Raw genomic sequence first — 15,394 nt, 5'->3', positions numbered from 1 at the left:
CCGGGCCTGCTCACCCAGCCCAACTCCGCCTGCTGACCAGCATCGACACAGGAGCCGTTCATGCCCACTGTTCCGTCGTTACCCCGCACCGGACGCCTCGCCGCCACCCTGCTGACGAGCTCCCTCCTCGTCGGCGGCCTGCTCACCACGCCCGCCGCGGCAGCCGTCGTCTCCCAAGCGGCGGCGACCACGGCCGTACGCGTCAACCAGGTCGGCTATCTTCCGGACGGCCCCAAGCGCGCCACGGTGGTCACCACGGCGACGCAGTCGCTCCCCTGGCAGTTGCGCGACGCGTCAGGAGCGACGGTCGCCTCCGGCTCGACCGCTCCGCGCGGGGCGGACGCCCCTTCCGGGCAGTCCGTCCAAGTGGCCGACTTCTCCTCGTTCCAGGGGACCGGTTCGGGATACGTCCTGACGGTGGACGGCAGCAGCAGCGTGCCCTTCGACCTCCGCGCGAACCTGTACGACGGTCTGCGCTCCGACGCGATGGCGTTCTTCTACCACCAGCGCAGCGGCATACCCATCGACGCCTCCCTGGTGGGCTCCGCCTATGCGCGCCCGGCCGGACACCTCGGCGTCGCACCCAACAAGGGCGACACCTCCGTCCCGTGCCAGGCCGGCGTGTGCGACTACACCCAGGACGTCAGGGGCGGCTGGTACGACGCGGGCGACCAGGGCAAGTACGTGGTGAACGGCGGCATTTCGACCTGGCTGATGGTCAACTCCTTCGAGCGGGCCAAGCGCGCGGGCAAGGAGGCGGCGCTGGGCGACTCCTCCCTGAAAGTCCCCGAGCGCGGCAACGGCGTACCCGACGTGCTGGACGAGGCGCGCTGGGAGCTCGACTTCCTGATGCGGATGCAGGTGCCCGAGGGCAAGCCGTACGCGGGCATGGCGTTCCACAAGATCCATGACGCGGCCTGGACCGGCATGCCGCTGCGCCCCGACCAGGACCCCCAGCCCCGCGAGCTGCACCGTCCGTCGACGGCAGCGACCCTCAACCTCGCGGCGTCGGCGGCGCAGTGCGCACGGGTCTACCGGGCCTATGACGCCGCCTTCGCCGACCGCTGTCTTTCGGCCGCGCGGCGGGCCTGGACGGCGGCCCGGGCCAACCCGGCGCTGTACGCGCCGGATGCGGACAGCACCGGTGGTGGCTCCTACGGCGACACCACGGTCAGCGACGAGTTCTACTGGGCGGCGGCCGAGCTGTACGCCACGACCGGCGAGAGCGGCTACCGGGACGCCGTCACCGACTCGCCCTGGCACACCTCCTCAACCGCCTTCTCTGCCTACGGATTCGGCTGGGCGGACACGGCCGCGCTCGGCCGGCTCACCCTGGCCACCGTCCCGAACGGCCTGCCCACGACCGACCGGGACCGGGTCCGGGCCTCGGTGACGGCGGCCGCCGACGGCTACCTGTCCCGGATGGCCGCCCAGGGCTACGCGGTGCCCGTACCGGCGGACGGCTACTTCTGGGGCTCCAACGGCGAGGTCGCGGGCGACGCGATCGTCCTGGCCGTCGCCGGAGAGCTGACCGGAAACCAGCGCTACCGCACCGGCGCGCTGGAGACGATGGACTACCTCCTCGGCCGCAACGCCCTCGGCCAGTCGTACGTGACCGGCTATGGCGAGACGTCCTCGCAGAACCAGCATCATCGCTTCTGGGCCCACCAGTTGGACGCCTCGTTGCCCCATCCTCCTGCGGGCTCGCTGGCGGGCGGGCCCAACAGCGGCCTCCAGGACCCCGTGGCGGAGGAGAAGTTGACCGGCTGCGCGCCCGCCGCCTGCTATATCGACGACATCGGCTCGTACTCCACGAACGAGGTGGCGGTCAACTGGAACGCCCCGCTGGCCTGGCTCGCCGCCTACGCCGCCGAGCGGACCTCCACCGGCGAAGAGCCCACCGGTGCCTGCGCGGTGACGTACAAGACCGACAACGTGTGGAACACGGGCTTCACCGCGACGGTCACCGCCAAGAACACGAGCTCGACCCCTGTGGACGGGTGGCAGCTGGGCTGGGCCTACGCGGGCGGGCAGCGCGTCACGAGCGCCTGGAACGCGACCGTCACCCAGAACGGCACCGCGGTCGTCGCCCGTGGCGCCGACTGGAACCGGACGATCGCACCCGGAGCGACAGTGAGCTTCGGAGTCCAGGGGGCCTACAGCGGGACCAATCCCACGCCCACGGCCTTCACTCTCAACGGGAAGACCTGCACCTGACGAACTCGCTGCCAGGCTGGGCCTGTCCGGCAAGCTCGCGCGCGAGGCGGTCAAAGCCCCAGCTGTCGTCCGCGTCCTCGAAGTGCGGCGCGGCGGCCGTCCGCCGACACCGGCGGCCACCGCACTCGCCGACCCCGGATCTCCTGCGCCGCGCGAGCCTCATCGCGTCGATTTCAGTACATGACGGCAACGCGTGGTCCGGGGCTTCACATGTTGGCGGAGTGCCGAGATTCGTCAAGCCCCGGCTGTCGGCATTGCCGCCAGATCACACGCAAGTTTCGACTCACCTCTTGACAGGTGCACCTCGCTCCAGCAACTTGGGAGCGCTCCCACGACTTCAAGGCTTGCACCATCTCCCATCAGAGCCGCGGGGGAGGAGACGGTGCGTTGTGACCGGTGGGACCCCGGTCGCAGCGCTTCGGTGACGCCCGAACGTCCCCCTCCCGCATTCGGAGAGAGGAACCAGCATGTCGCTGGCGCCCGCACCCCCCGCCCGAAGACCGGCCTCTCGGAGCATCGCCGCGCTGATCGCCACCCTCACGCTCGTGATGGCGGCACTGGGGCTCACGTCGTCGCCGTCGTCCGCGGCCGAGCCGCTGACCCTGCATCAACTCGCCGACGCGCAGGGCAAGTACTTCGGCTCGGCGACCGACAACGGGGAGCTGTCCGACACCCCGTACACCCAGGTCCTGGGCTCCCAGTTCGGGCCGATCACCCCCGGCAACTCCATGAAGTGGGACAGCACCGAGCGCACCCAGGGGCAGTTCAGCTTCGCGGGCGGCGACCAGGTCGTGGACTTCGCCCAGGCGCACGGCCAGCGCGTCCGCGGCCACACCCTGGTGTGGCACAACCAACTGCCGGGCTGGGTGGGGCAGTTGCCCGCCGCGCAGGTGCGCACCGCCATGGAGAACCACATCGCAGGCGTCGCCGGCCACTACCGCGGCAAGGTGTTCGCCTGGGACGTCGTCAACGAGCCCTTCAACGAGGACGGCAGCTTCCGCAACTCGCCGTTCTACAACGCCATGGGCAAGGACTTCATCGCCCACGCCCTGCGCGCCGCCCGGGCCGCCGATCCCGGCGCCAAGCTGTACATCAACGACTACAACGTGGAGGGGCTCGGCGCGAAGAGCGACGCCCTCTACGCCCTCGCCCGCGATCTGCTGGCCGCCGGAGTGCCGCTCGACGGCGTCGGGATGCAGGCGCACCTGGCGATCCAGTACGGATTCCCGAACCAGATGCAGCAGAACATGCAGCGCTTCGCCGACCTCGGCCTCGACGTGGCCGTCACCGAGCTCGACGTGCGGATGCAGCTGCCGAAGGACACGGCGAAGGAGGCCACCCAGGCCGACTACTACCGCCGGGTCACCGAGGCCTGCCTGGCGGTCACGCGGTGCGCCGGGATCACGGTCTGGGACTACACCGACAAGTACTCCTGGATCCCCGGCGTCTTCAACGGCGAGGGCTCGGCCCTGCCGTGGGACGGCAACCTCCAGCCCAAGCCCGTCGTCATGGGCGCGCTCCGCAAGGCCCTCGGCGAGACCGGCGCGGTCGACACGCAGGCCCCGAGCGTGCCGTCGGGCCTGCGGGTGACCGGCACCACCTCGGCCTCCGTCTCCCTGGCGTGGAACGCCGCCACCGACGACACCGGTGTCACCGGGTACGACGTCTTCCGCGGCGGCACGAAGGCGGGGACGGCCTCCGGTACGTCCTTCACCGACAGCGGGCTCGCCGCCTCCACCGCGTACGCCTACATGGTGCGGGCCCGCGACGCCGCCGGGAACGTCTCGGCGCAGACCGCGCCGGTGAGCGCCATGACGCAGTCGGCGGGCACGGGCGGCGGCGCCCTGAAGGTCCAGTACAAGAACAACGACCAGTCCGCCGGCGACAACTCGATCAAACCCGGACTCCAGTTGGTCAACACCGGCGACTCGTCCGTCGATCTCTCCAAGGTGACCGTCCGCTACTACTTCAGCGGCGAGTCCGGTGCCACGACGTACAGCACCTGGTGCGACTGGGCGGTGCGCGGCTGCGGGGCGCTCACGCACCGGGTCGTCGCGATGAGCAGCCCGACGGCCGGCGCCGACCACTACCTGGAGGTGGGCTTCGCCGCCGCGGCGGGCAGTCTCGCCCCCGGGGCCTCGAGCGGCGAGGCGCAACTGCGGCTCAACAAGAGCGACTGGTCGAACTTCAGCGAGGCCGACGACTACAGCCGCGGTACGAACACGTCCTTCGCGGACGCCCCGAAGATCACCGTCCACCTCGACGGCCGGACGGTTTACGGCACCGCCCCCTGAACCACGGTCCGGGCGACAGCCCCCGCCCGCCCGGACCGTGCACCTCCACCACTCCCACCCGCATCCCCTCCTGGAGGACCTGTGTCCGCACACCCCGAGATGCCTGAAAGATCCGAAAAGTCCGCCTTGCTTTCCCGGCGTTCCTTCGTCGGCGCGGCCGGCGGCGCGCTCGTCGCCCTTGGTGCCGGGCAGGCGCTCGCCCGGGCCGCCGAGGCCCCGGACGGTTCCGCCGCACCGGCGGCCGCCGCCGCGGGCGGCCCCTACACGGAGGCGTTCCTCACCCAGTACAACAAGATCAAGAACCCGGCCAGCGGCTACTTCAGCCCGGACGGCATCCCGTACCACTGCGCCGAGACCCTGATCGTCGAGGCCCCCGACCACGGCCACCAGACGACCTCCGAGGCGTTCAGCTTCTGGATCTGGCTGGAGGCGGCGTACGGCCGGGTCACCGGCGACTGGGCCCCGTTCAACAAGTCGTGGGAAGTCGCCGAGGCCACGATCATCCCGCCGCACATCGACCAGCCCACCAACGACGCGTACACCCCCTCCAAGCCCGCCACCTACGCGCCCGAACACCCGCAGGTCACCAGCTACCCGTCCGAGCTGAACTCCTCCGTCGCCGTCGGCTCCGACCCCATCGCCACCGAACTCGCCTCCGCGTACGGGACGATGGACATCTACGGCATGCACTGGCTGATGGACCTCGACAACGTCTACGGCTTCGGCAACAAGCCCGGCTCCGGCGACGAGCTCGGCCCCGGGAAGATGGCGTCCTTCGTCAACAGCTACCAGCGCGGCGCGCAGGAGTCCGTCTGGGAGACCATTCCGCAGCCCACCACGGACCTCTTCAAGTACGGCGGCCCGAGCGGCTACCTCGACCTCTTCGTCAAGGACGCCTCGTACGCGAAGCAGTGGAAGTACACCAACGCCCCCGACGCCGACGCGCGCGCCGTGCAGGCCGCGTACTGGGCGCTGACGTGGGCGACGGCGCAGGGCAAGGCGAGCCAGGTCTCCGCCTCCGTGGCCAAGGCCGCGAAGATGGGCGACTACCTGCGCTACGCGATGTTCGACAAGTACTTCAAGAAAATAGGCAACTGCACCAGCCCCACCGGCTGCCAGCCCGCTTCCGGCCGCGACGCGCAGCACTACCTGCTCTCCTGGTACTACGCCTGGGGCGGCTCGACGGGCTCCGGTGGCGGCTGGGCCTGGCGCATCGGCGACGGCATCGCCCACCAGGGCTACCAGAACCCCCTCGCCGCCTGGGCGCTGTCCACCATCCCCGCCCTCACCCCCAAGTCGCCGACAGCGAAGGGCGATTGGCAGAAGTCGCTCACCCGGCAGCTCGAGTTCCTGCGCTGGCTGCAGTCCGCCGAGGGCGCGCTCGCCGGCGGCTGTTCCAACAGCTGGGACGGCCAGTACGGCACCCCGCCGGCCGGCACCCCGACCTTCTACGGCATGGCGTACGACTGGCAGCCCGTCTACCACGACCCGCCGAGCAACAACTGGTTCGGCTTCCAGGTCTGGTGCATGGAGCGCGTCGCCCAGTACTACTACGTCACCAACAACGCGACCGCCAAGGCCGTCCTCGACAAATGGGTGGCCTGGGCCTCCGCGCAGACCACCGTCGGAGCCGACGGCAGCTACCGCTTCCCCGCCACCCTGGGCTGGACCGGCGCCCCCGACACCTGGAACGCCACGAGCCCCGGCGCCAACACCGGCCTGCACGTGTCGGTCGTCGACTACGGCGACGACGTCGGCGTGGGCGCGGCGCTGGCCATGACGCTGATCTACTACTCCGCGAAGTCCGGGAACGCCGACGCCGCCGGACTCGCCAAGTCCCTGCTCGACGCCATGGCCCGGCACACGGACACCCAGGGCATCGCCGTCCCCGAGACCCGCCGCGACTACGACCGCTTCGACGACCCGGTGTACTTCCCCGCGGGCTGGTCCGGCACCTCCCCGCAGGGCGTGAAGCTGGGCTCCGGTACGACCTTCATCGGGATGCGGCCGTGGCTCAAGCAGGAGCCGGGCTGGTCGAAGGTGCAGACGTACCTGGACGGCGGCGCCCCGCCGGTCTTCACCTACCACCGCTTCTGGGCGCAGGCGGCGCTGGCGCTCTCCTTCGCCTCGTACGCCGAACTCCTCGGCAACGAGGGCGGCCCCGGCGGCGGCAGCGACACCACCGCGCCGACCGTCCCGGCCGGCCTGAAGGTGACGGCGACGACCGGCACCAGCGTGTCGCTGAGCTGGACGGCGTCCACCGACGACACGGGCGTCGCGGCGTACGACGTCTACCGCGACGGCACCCCGGTGGGCACCCCGACCGCGACCACCTACACCGACACCGGGCTCTCCGCGTCCACCGCCTACCACTACCGGGTCGCCGCCCGGGACGCGGCGGGCAACGCCTCCGCACTGTCGGCCGAGGTCATCGGCACCACCAAGGCGGGTGGCGGTACGGGCGGGGCCAAGGTCCAGTACAAGAGCAACGATTCCAACGCCACCGACAACGCCATCCGCATGTCCCTGAAGGTCGGCAACACCGGCGGCGGCGCGCTCAGCCTCTCCACGGTGACCGTCCGCTACTACTTCACCGGCGACGGCGGCCCGTCCACGTACACCACGTGGTGCGACTGGGCGATGCTCGGGGCCGCCAACATCACGCACCGGGTGGTCGCCTTGAGCAGCCCGACGACCGGCGCGGACCACTACCTGGAGGTCGGCTTCAGCGCCGGTGCGGGCAGCGTCGCCGCGGGCGGCGACTCCGGCGAGATACAGCTGCGCGTGCACAAGAGCGACTGGTCGAACTTCAACGAGGCCGACGACTACAGCCACGGTACGAACACGTCCTTCGCGGACGCCTCCAAGATCACCGCGTATGTCGGCGGCGAACTCGTGTGGGGGACGGCGCCGTGAGGGGAGGGCACCTGCGCGGCGCTGTCGCCGCCATCGCCGCGGGCATCCTGCTCGCCGGGCTCGCGCTGTTCACCGGCGCGGACCCGGCGGCGGCCGCGCCGGTCACCGACTGCACCCAGTGGGGGACCACCGAGATGCAGGGCGGCACGTACACGTACCAGCAGAACGAGTGGAACTCCTCGGCCCGCCAGTGCGTCAGCGTGGACACCGCGACCGGCGCCTGGAAGGTGACCGAGGCGAACTTCTCGCTCACCACGGCGGGGCCGCCCGCCACCTACCCGTCCAGTTACAAGGGCTGCCACTGGGGCGCGTGCACCACGAACAGCGGCCTGCCGATCCGGGTGAGCGAACTGGGCAGCGCCCGCTCGACGTTCGACACCACGCAGGTCGCCTCCGGCGTCTGGGACGCCGCGTACGACCTGTGGTTCAACTCCACGCCCACCACCGACGACCAGCCCGACGGCACCGAGTTGATGATCTGGATCAACCACCGCGGCGGCGTCCAGCCCATCGGCTCCCGCACGGCCACGGTCACCCTGGACGGCCGGACCTGGGACGTGTGGACCGGGCCCGGCGCCTCCGGGTGGAAGGTCGTCTCGTACGTGTTGCAGGGCGGCGCCACCGCGGTGACCGACCTCGACGTGAAGCGCCTCGTCGACGACGCCACCGCACGCGGCCAGATCAACCCCGCGCACTACCTGATCGACGCCGAGGCCGGCTTCGAGATCTGGCAGGGCGGCCAGGGTCTCGGCGTGAACTCCTTCTCGTTCGACGCCAGTAAGGGCGCGGGCGGCGGCGGGGACACCACGCCGCCGACCGCACCCCGCAACCTGCGCTCCACCGCGGCGAGTTCGTCGTCCGCCACGCTGGCCTGGGATCCCGCCACGGACGACGTCGGCGTCACGTCGTACGACGTCTACCGCGGCGGCACGCGCGTCGGCTCCACCGGCGGCACGACGTACACCGACACGGGTCTGACGGCATCCACCGCGTACAGCTACACCGTGCGCGCGCTGGACGCGGCCGGGAACGCCTCGCCGCCCGCCGGTCCGGTGAGCGTGACCACCGCACCTGGCGGTGGTACGGGCACCGGGAACCTGAAGGTGCAGTTCAAGACCAGCGATACGAGCCTGACGGACAACGCGATCCGGATGACTCTGCAGTTGGTCAACACCGGTTCCAGCGCGCAGAGTCTGCAGGACGTCGAGATCCGGTACTGGTTCGGCGACGAGGCCTCGTCGTACACGACGTGGTGCGACTGGGCGCAGATGGGCTGCTCGAACCTGACTCATTCGGTGTCGACGAACGGTACGACGACCGGGGCCAACCGCTATCTCAAGGTGAACGTCACCGGTGGTTCGCTGGCCGCGGGTGCCTCGACCGGCGACATCCAGTTGCGGCTGCACCGGGCCGACTGGTCGAACTTCAACGAGGCCGACGACTACAGCCACGGCACCGCGAGTTCGTACGCGGACGCACCAAAGATCGGCGTCTACTCCGGCGGCCAACTCCTGTGGGGCACCGCGCCCTGATCCCCCCCCCGACACCCGGTGGCGGGAATCCTTCCCGCTGCCTCCCGCCACCGGGCCGTACATCCGCACACCCTTAATCCGAGAGGAACAGCACGCAACGATGAACACCACCACGCTCCTCAGACGCAAGAGCCGCTTCAGGAGGCTCGCTGCGCTGCTGCCCGCGCTCGCCATGGGCGCCGCGCTCGGCGTCGCCCTCCCCACCGCACCGGCCTCGGCGGCCGCGGCGGCCCGCGTCGACAACCCGTACGTGGGCGCGAAGCCGTACGTCAACCCCGACTGGTCCGCCAAGGCGAAGGCCGAGCCCGGCGGCTCCGTCATCGCCGATCAGCCCAGCTTCGTCTGGATGGACCGGATCGCCGCGATCACCGGCACCTCCAACGGCCGCGGCCTGCGCGCCCACCTCGACACCGCGCTGACGCAGGGCGCCACGCTCTTCCAGGTGGTCATCTACGACCTGCCGGGCCGCGACTGCTCCGCGCTCTCCTCCAACGGCGAGCTGAAGGCGGAGGAACTCAGCCGCTACAAGTCGGAGTACATCGACCCGATCGCGGCGATCCTTGCCGACCCGAAGTACGCCGCACTGCGGATCACCACGCTGATCGAGCCGGACTCGCTGCCCAACATGGTCACCAACGCGGGCAGCGCGGCCGGAGCCACGGACGCCTGCCGGCACGTCAAGGAGCTGGGGGCGTACGAGCACGGCGTGGGCTACGCGCTGAACAAGCTCGGTGACATCCCCAACGTCTACAACTACATCGACGTCGGCCACCACGGCTGGCTCGGCTGGGACACCAACTTCGACCCGGCCGTCGACGAGTTCAAGCTCGCGGCCACCACCGAGGGCGCGACGGTCGACGACGTCGCCGGCTTCATCGTCAACACCGCCAACTACGGGGCGCTGCACGAGCCGAACTTCAAGGTCACCGACTCGGTCAACGGCACCACCGTGCGCCAGTCCAAGTGGGTCGACTGGAACTACTACGTCGACGAGCTGTCCTACGCCCAGGCGATGCGCGACCGCCTCGTCAGCCGCGGCGGCTTCAACTCCGGCATCGGCATGCTGATCGACACCGCCCGCAACGGCTGGGGCGGCACCGCACGGCCCACCGGCCCCGGCCCGCTGACGGATGTGAACGCCTACGTCGACGGCGGCCGCATCGACCGCCGCATCCATACCGGAAACTGGTGCAACCAGCAGGGCGCCGGAGTCGGCGAACGCCCGCAGACCGCGCCCGAGCCGGGGATCGACGCGTACGTGTGGGCCAAGCCCCCGGGCGAGTCGGACGGCAACAGCGCGCCCGTCGACAACGACGAGGGCAAGGGCTTCGACCGGATGTGCGACCCGACGTACGGGGGCAACGCACGCAACGGCAACAACCCGACCGGCGCCATGGCGGGCGCCCCGCTGGCCGGCCACTGGTTCTCCGCCCAGTTCCAGATGCTGCTGGCGAACGCCTACCCGCCCCTGAACGGCGGCGGCGACCCCGGCACCGACACCCAGGCGCCGAGCGTTCCGGCGGGCCTGAAGACGACGGGCGCCACCTCGTCGTCGGTGTCGCTGTCCTGGACCGCCTCGACGGACAACGTGGGCGTCGCGTCGTACGACGTGTACCGGGGCGGCACCCTCGTCGGCTCCACCGGCGGCACGACGTACACCGACAGCGGTCTGACCGCCTCCACCACCTACCAGTACACGGTGCGGGCGCGGGACGCCGCCGGGAACGCCTCGGCCCAGTCCGCCCAGGTCGCCGGGACGACGACGGCGGGCGGTGGTACGGGCACCGGGAACCTGAAGGTGCAGTTCAAGACCAGCGATACGAGCCTGACGGACAACGCGATCCGGATGACTCTGCAGTTGGTCAACACCGGTTCCAGTGCGCAGAGTCTGAAGGACGTCGAGATCCGGTACTGGTTCGGCGACGAGGCGTCCTCGTACACCACCTGGTGTGACTGGGCGCAGATGGGCTGCTCGAACCTCACCCACTCGGTGTCGACGAACGGCACGACGACCGGGGCCAACCGCTATCTCAAGGTGAACGTCACCAGTGGCTCGCTCGCCGCGGGCGCTGCGACCGGCGACATCCAGTTGCGGCTGCACCGGGCCGACTGGTCGAACTTCAACGAGGCCGACGACTACAGCCACGGCACCGCGAGTTCGTACGCGGACGCACCAAAGATCGGCGTCTACTCCGGCGGCCAACTCCTGTGGGGCACCGCCCCGTAACCCGAGAGAGCCTGCCGCACGACGACGCGACCGGCGCCCCCGGAGCTTCACCACTCCGGGGGCGCCGGTCGCGCGGCTGAGGGCGGGGCAGGCTACTTGACCGCGCCGACGGCGATGCCCCGGGTCAGCGTCCGCTGGAAGAGCAGGAAGAAGACGATCGCGGGGAGCACGCCGAGCAGGGCGGCCGCGTTGGTCATCGTCGCGTCCATCAGGCGCTGTCCCTGCAGCACGCCGAGTGCCACCGACACCGTCTGGTGGTCGTTGGAGAGCAGCATGACGAGGGGCAGCAGGAACTCGTTCCAGGTCCAGACGAAGAAGAAGACGAGCAGGACCCCGATCGTGGGCCGGCTCATGGGGACCACGACCCGCCACAGCACCTGCCACTTACCGGCCCCGTCGATCCGTGCCGCCTCGATCACCTCGCGCGGGAATCGGCCGAGCACGGAGGAGAGGAGATACGTGCCGAAGGCCGACTGGATCACCGTGAACACGATGATCACGCTGAGCCGGGTGTCGTACAGGTCGGCCTTCTTCGCCAGGAAATACAGCGGGTAGACCAGCGCCTCCTGCGGCAGCATGTTCGCGAGCACGAAGAAGGCGAGCACCCAGGTGCGGCCGCGTACCCGCCCGATGCCGATCGCGTACGCGGTCAGGACGGACAGGAGTACGGCGAGGACGGCGACGGAGCCGCTGATGAGGACCGAGTTCCACAGTTTCTGGCCGAAGTCGACGCGCTCCCAGAACCCGGTGATTCCGTCGGTGTAGAGGCCGTGGGGAAGGCTCAACGGGCCGTTGTTCGAGTAGTCGTCGGGGGACTTGAAGGCGTTGACGACGACGATCAGGAACGGCGCGATCATGAACAGGGCCGCGACGACCAGCGCCACGAGCACCGGATGACGGCGGATGGCGCTGCTCACGCGGCCCGTCCTTCCTCGGCGTCCTCGGCCCGCGTCTGCAGTTTCAGACCGACGAGTGCGAGTACGAGAATGATCACGGTCAGCACGGTGGAGATCGCGGCGCCGTAGCCGACCTGGGTCTGCTCGAAGAACGTCGTGTACGAGAAGTACGACGGGACGTCCGTGGCGCCGCCGGGGCCGCCCTTGGTCAGGACGTAGATCGCGCCGAAGACCTTCAGGGCGGCGATCGTGCACCACAGCAGCACGACCTGGATCTCCGGTCGGATCTGCGGCAGCGTGATGTGCCACAGGCGGCGCCACCACCCCGCCCCGTCCAGCTCCGCGGCCTCGTACAACTGTGGGTCCACGCGCCCGAGGCCGGCCATGAGGACGACGAGCGGGAAGCCGAGCTGCACCCAGACCATCACGCCCATCACGGAGTACAGCGCGAGGTCCGGATCGCCCAGCCAGTCGTGCTGCCAGGAGCCGAGGCCGATCGCCTTCAGGAACGCGTTCAGGGCGCCGTCGTCCGGGGCCAGGATCCAGCTCCACACGATGCCCGCGACCGCGATCGGCAGCACCTGCGGAAGATAGAAGCAGGCGCGCAGCACGGCCGCGAGCCTGCTGCCGTAGTGCTTGGCGACGAAGTCGAAGAGCGCCGCGGCGAGCACGAGACCGACGGCGGTGGGCACGATCGCCATCGACAGGACCATGAAGAGGCTGTGCCGGAAGGACGCCCAGAACTCCGCATCGGCCAGCAGCTCACGGTAGTTGGACAGGCCTGACCACTTCGGGTCCCCGACGCCCTGCCAGTCGGCGAAGCTCCACGCCGTGTTCATCACGAACGGGGCGATGACCACGGCGAGAAAGGCGAGCACGCCCGGCAGGAGATAGAGGGTGTACGAGTCGCGGCGCCCGACCTTCGCCGCGTGTTCCTTGCGGGGGGCGGCGAGACTCATCCCTTGGACGCGCCCTTGTCGTAGGCGGCCTGGAGGGCGTCCAGGTAGGTGTCCGGGGTCGCGCTTCCGGTCATCAGCCTCTGCGTCTGCGAGACGAGCGTCTCGTAGTACCCGGCGACCGGCCAGTCCGGGTAGTAGGCCAACCCGTCGTTCTTCGTGAGGGAGTTGAAGTGGTCGATCAGTTCCTTGGACTTCGGGTCCTTGATGGCGGAGGCGTCGGCCGCGACGGGGACGCCGCCCTTGTTGCCGAGCATGTTCTGGATCTTCTTCGACATGGTGATGTCGATGAAGTCGTAGGCGAGCTGCTTGTTCCGGGACTTGGCGGGGACGACCCACAGGTTGCCGCCGGAGCCCGCGGTGAGCGAGGCGCCCGGGAAGACGCCGGACGACCAGCCGAACTTCGCCTCGTCCTGGAACCGGCCGAACCACCAGGAGCCGGAGAAGATGATCGGGCTCTTCTGCTGGAGCCAGGAGACACCCGCGTTCTCGGCGGTGGCGCTGGTGGTGTTCTTGCTGATGTACCCCTTCTTCACCCAGTCGGAGAACGTCTCGGCGGCGTACGTCCAGGCGGCGTCGTGGAAGTCGGCCCTGCCCTTCAGCTCGTAGTCGTCGACCCAGGCGCGGTCGGCCTTGGTGAGGGCGAGCTGGTAGAGGTACTGGTGGGCGACGTACTCGGCGCCGGAATTGGCGAGCGGCGTGACGCCGTGCTGCTTGAACTCGCGCAGCGCAGTGGTGAGTTCGTCGAACGTCTTCGGGATCTTGATGCCGTACTTCTTGAAGAGGTCCTCGTTGTAGTACGCCATGAGGTACTCGCCGTAGTTCGGCACCCCGTACCACTTGCCCGAGCCCATTTTCCCGGCCGGGGAGTAGCGGCTCGTGGTGGTCACGGACGGCGGGAGCAGCTTGTCCCAGCCGCGCCGGCCCACCTCTGCGCTCATGTCGGTCAGCAGGCCCTGCTTGGACAGCAGTCCGGCGGTCGCGTCGCCCTTGTTGTACTCCATGACGTCGGGTGCGGCGTCCGAGCCGAGCACCATGGACGCGGTCTTCTGTATCTGGTCGAAGCTCTTCTCCTCGAGCTTCACCTTCACCCCTGGATGGCCGGCCTCGAACTCCTTGATGGCCTCGTTCCAGGCGGCTCCCATCGCACTGTTGGCGGCCTCGTAGTGCCACAGGCGCAGAGTCTTCCCGTCGCCCCCGCTGCCGCTGTCGCCGCTTCCGCAGGAAGTGAGCGCCACGGAGCAGGCGAGCGCCAGGCCGAAGGCGGCGAGGGCGCGGACGCGCCGAAGTCTCGGACGGGTGGTGGAGCTTCGAATCGACAACATCCGCTGGATCTCCCAGGAATCGGCAATCATGGATCGAAGCGCTTCGACGGGCGACGGTATGAGGGCGCCGTCCCGGAGTCAATAGGTCCTGCAAGATGGGGTGTTGGAGCGATTCGATGAGCCCGACCGCGCTCGCCGAGGCAGGCCCGGTGCTGTCGGTACGTTGGAGCGTCCGACCACGACTCCGCGAGGCACCGTGACCGAAATCAGGGCCGCACGAACGGCTTTCGTCCACCTCGACGCTCCACCGGAGCTCGCGGCCGTCGGCATCGGCGTGCACGGCCCGGCCGGCCACGTGGACGACTTCGAGCTGCCGGACCTCTGGCAGTTCCATCTCTACGACTACGAAGCGGACTTGACGGTGGGCGCCGTCGTGCATGCCATCCGGCCCGGCAGCGTCAGCCTGGTGCCGCCCGGCACGCCGGTCCGCTACCGCTACCGGGGGCGTTCCGAGCACCTCTACGCCCATCTGCGGCTCGGCGCGGGCGGGGAGTCGCGCGAGGTGGCGTCGGTGCAGCACGCAGGCTCTCAAGTCGGCGCACTGGAAAGGCAGTTGAGGCAGGCGCTGACCGCCTGGCCGCACTCGCCCGGGCGGGCGGTGGCCGAGGTGTGGGCCGCGCTGTGGCGGGTGGCCGAACTCGGTCCGCCCCGCGACGGGACCGCGCCCACCGCCCATCCGGCCGTGGCCCTCGCGGTGTCCCTGATCGAGGCGCGGCTCGCGGAGCCGCTCACCGTGTCCTGGATCGCGAAGGAGGCCGGGGTGTCCCACAACCACCTGACCCGCCTGTTCCGCGTGGCCACCGGGCAGACGGTCATCGGCTACATCCGCTTGCGCAGGATGACGCGAGCCCGCCACTTGCTGCGCGCCAGCACCCTGTCCATCCCCGCCGTCGCCGCCACCGTGGGCATCCCGGACCTCCAGGCGTTCAACAAGGCCTGCCGCCGCGAGCTCGGCGCGTCCCCGCGCGCCGTCCGGGCCCGACGCACCTGATGGTGAGAATCGACCAGTTGAGGGTGAACACGACCCACGC

9 protein-coding genes and 1 pseudogene are annotated in these 15,394 nt (G+C 69.9%); 7 read left to right on the top strand and 3 right to left on the bottom strand.

Annotation, left to right across the window (positions count from 1 at the left end; all coding sequences use genetic code 11):
* Positions 1 to 60 precede the first annotated feature (60 nt).
* The 6 genes and pseudogenes from ACIBUY_RS00375 (at position 61) to ACIBUY_RS00350 (ending at position 11,186) form a co-directional block, all read left to right on the top strand.
* Complete coding sequence (locus tag ACIBUY_RS00375) at positions 61 to 2,217, top strand: glycoside hydrolase family 9 protein (protein WP_399151246.1); 2,157 nt, start codon at positions 61 to 63, stop codon at positions 2,215 to 2,217.
* Positions 2,207 to 2,311, top strand: a pseudogene (locus ACIBUY_RS00370) (GntR family transcriptional regulator); the annotation flags it as partial. The gene ACIBUY_RS00375 and the pseudogene ACIBUY_RS00370, both read left to right, overlap by 11 nt.
* Before the next feature lie 373 nt (positions 2,312 to 2,684).
* A complete protein-coding gene (locus ACIBUY_RS00365; RefSeq protein ID WP_365562485.1) occupies positions 2,685 to 4,511 on the top strand; it encodes an endo-1,4-beta-xylanase in 1,827 nt (608 codons plus the stop codon).
* A 126-nt stretch (positions 4,512 to 4,637) separates the two neighbouring features.
* A complete protein-coding gene (locus ACIBUY_RS00360; protein ID WP_365562487.1) occupies positions 4,638 to 7,427 on the top strand; it encodes a glycoside hydrolase family 48 protein in 2,790 nt (929 codons plus the stop codon).
* Positions 7,424 to 8,959 (top strand): cellulose binding domain-containing protein, encoded by a 1,536-nt coding sequence (locus tag ACIBUY_RS00355; RefSeq protein WP_399151245.1) that lies wholly within the window; start codon positions 7,424 to 7,426, stop codon positions 8,957 to 8,959. The genes ACIBUY_RS00360 and ACIBUY_RS00355 overlap by 4 nt, the downstream gene beginning before the upstream one ends.
* A 172-nt stretch (positions 8,960 to 9,131) precedes the next feature.
* A complete protein-coding gene (locus ACIBUY_RS00350) occupies positions 9,132 to 11,186 on the top strand; it encodes a glycoside hydrolase family 6 protein (protein ID WP_365562674.1) in 2,055 nt (684 codons plus the stop codon).
* 92 nt (positions 11,187 to 11,278) lie between these two features.
* Here the strand turns inward: ACIBUY_RS00350 and ACIBUY_RS00345 are convergent, their stop codons facing one another.
* From ACIBUY_RS00345 to ACIBUY_RS00335, 3 genes are read right to left on the bottom strand one after another with little or no spacing between them, the layout of a single operon-like run.
* The gene (locus tag ACIBUY_RS00345) at positions 11,279 to 12,103 is read right to left on the bottom strand and encodes a carbohydrate ABC transporter permease (protein WP_365562493.1); all 825 of its coding nucleotides are present in this window, start codon (positions 12,101 to 12,103) and stop codon (positions 11,279 to 11,281) included.
* The gene (locus tag ACIBUY_RS00340; protein ID WP_399151244.1) at positions 12,100 to 13,041 is read right to left on the bottom strand and encodes a carbohydrate ABC transporter permease; all 942 of its coding nucleotides are present in this window, start codon (positions 13,039 to 13,041) and stop codon (positions 12,100 to 12,102) included. The genes ACIBUY_RS00345 and ACIBUY_RS00340 overlap by 4 nt, the downstream gene beginning before the upstream one ends.
* Positions 13,038 to 14,363: an extracellular solute-binding protein gene (locus ACIBUY_RS00335; RefSeq protein ID WP_399151243.1), complete on the bottom strand. Its 1,326-nt coding sequence runs from the start codon at positions 14,361 to 14,363 to the stop codon at positions 13,038 to 13,040. The genes ACIBUY_RS00340 and ACIBUY_RS00335 overlap by 4 nt, the downstream gene beginning before the upstream one ends.
* Before the next feature lie 196 nt (positions 14,364 to 14,559).
* Between ACIBUY_RS00335 and ACIBUY_RS00330 the strand changes: the two genes are divergently transcribed.
* Complete coding sequence (locus tag ACIBUY_RS00330) at positions 14,560 to 15,354, top strand: helix-turn-helix transcriptional regulator (protein ID WP_399151242.1); 795 nt, start codon at positions 14,560 to 14,562, stop codon at positions 15,352 to 15,354.
* The last annotated feature ends 40 nt before the right edge of the window (positions 15,355 to 15,394 follow it).

It is taken from the genome of Streptomyces sp. NPDC050085, assembly GCF_044460595.1.
In the GTDB taxonomy this organism is placed as follows: domain Bacteria; phylum Actinomycetota; class Actinomycetes; order Streptomycetales; family Streptomycetaceae; genus Streptomyces.
The sequence above is the reverse complement of the archived record's forward strand: the minus strand, read 5'-3'. Positions and strand labels throughout refer to the sequence as shown.

Excerpts from the sequence above, each read along its gene's own strand:
- ACIBUY_RS00375 (WP_399151246.1), top strand. The coding sequence starts at position 61 with ATGCCCACTGTTCCGTCGTTACCCCGCACCGGACGCCTCGCCGCCACC.
- ACIBUY_RS00365 (WP_365562485.1), top strand. The coding sequence starts at position 2,685 with ATGTCGCTGGCGCCCGCACCCCCCGCCCGAAGACCGGCCTCTCGGAGC.
- ACIBUY_RS00350 (WP_365562674.1), top strand. The coding sequence starts at position 9,132 with ATGGGCGCCGCGCTCGGCGTCGCCCTCCCCACCGCACCGGCCTCGGCG.
- ACIBUY_RS00335 (WP_399151243.1), bottom strand. The coding sequence starts at position 14,363 with ATGTTGTCGATTCGAAGCTCCACCACCCGTCCGAGACTTCGGCGCGTC.
- ACIBUY_RS00340 (WP_399151244.1), bottom strand. The coding sequence starts at position 13,041 with ATGAGTCTCGCCGCCCCCCGCAAGGAACACGCGGCGAAGGTCGGGCGC.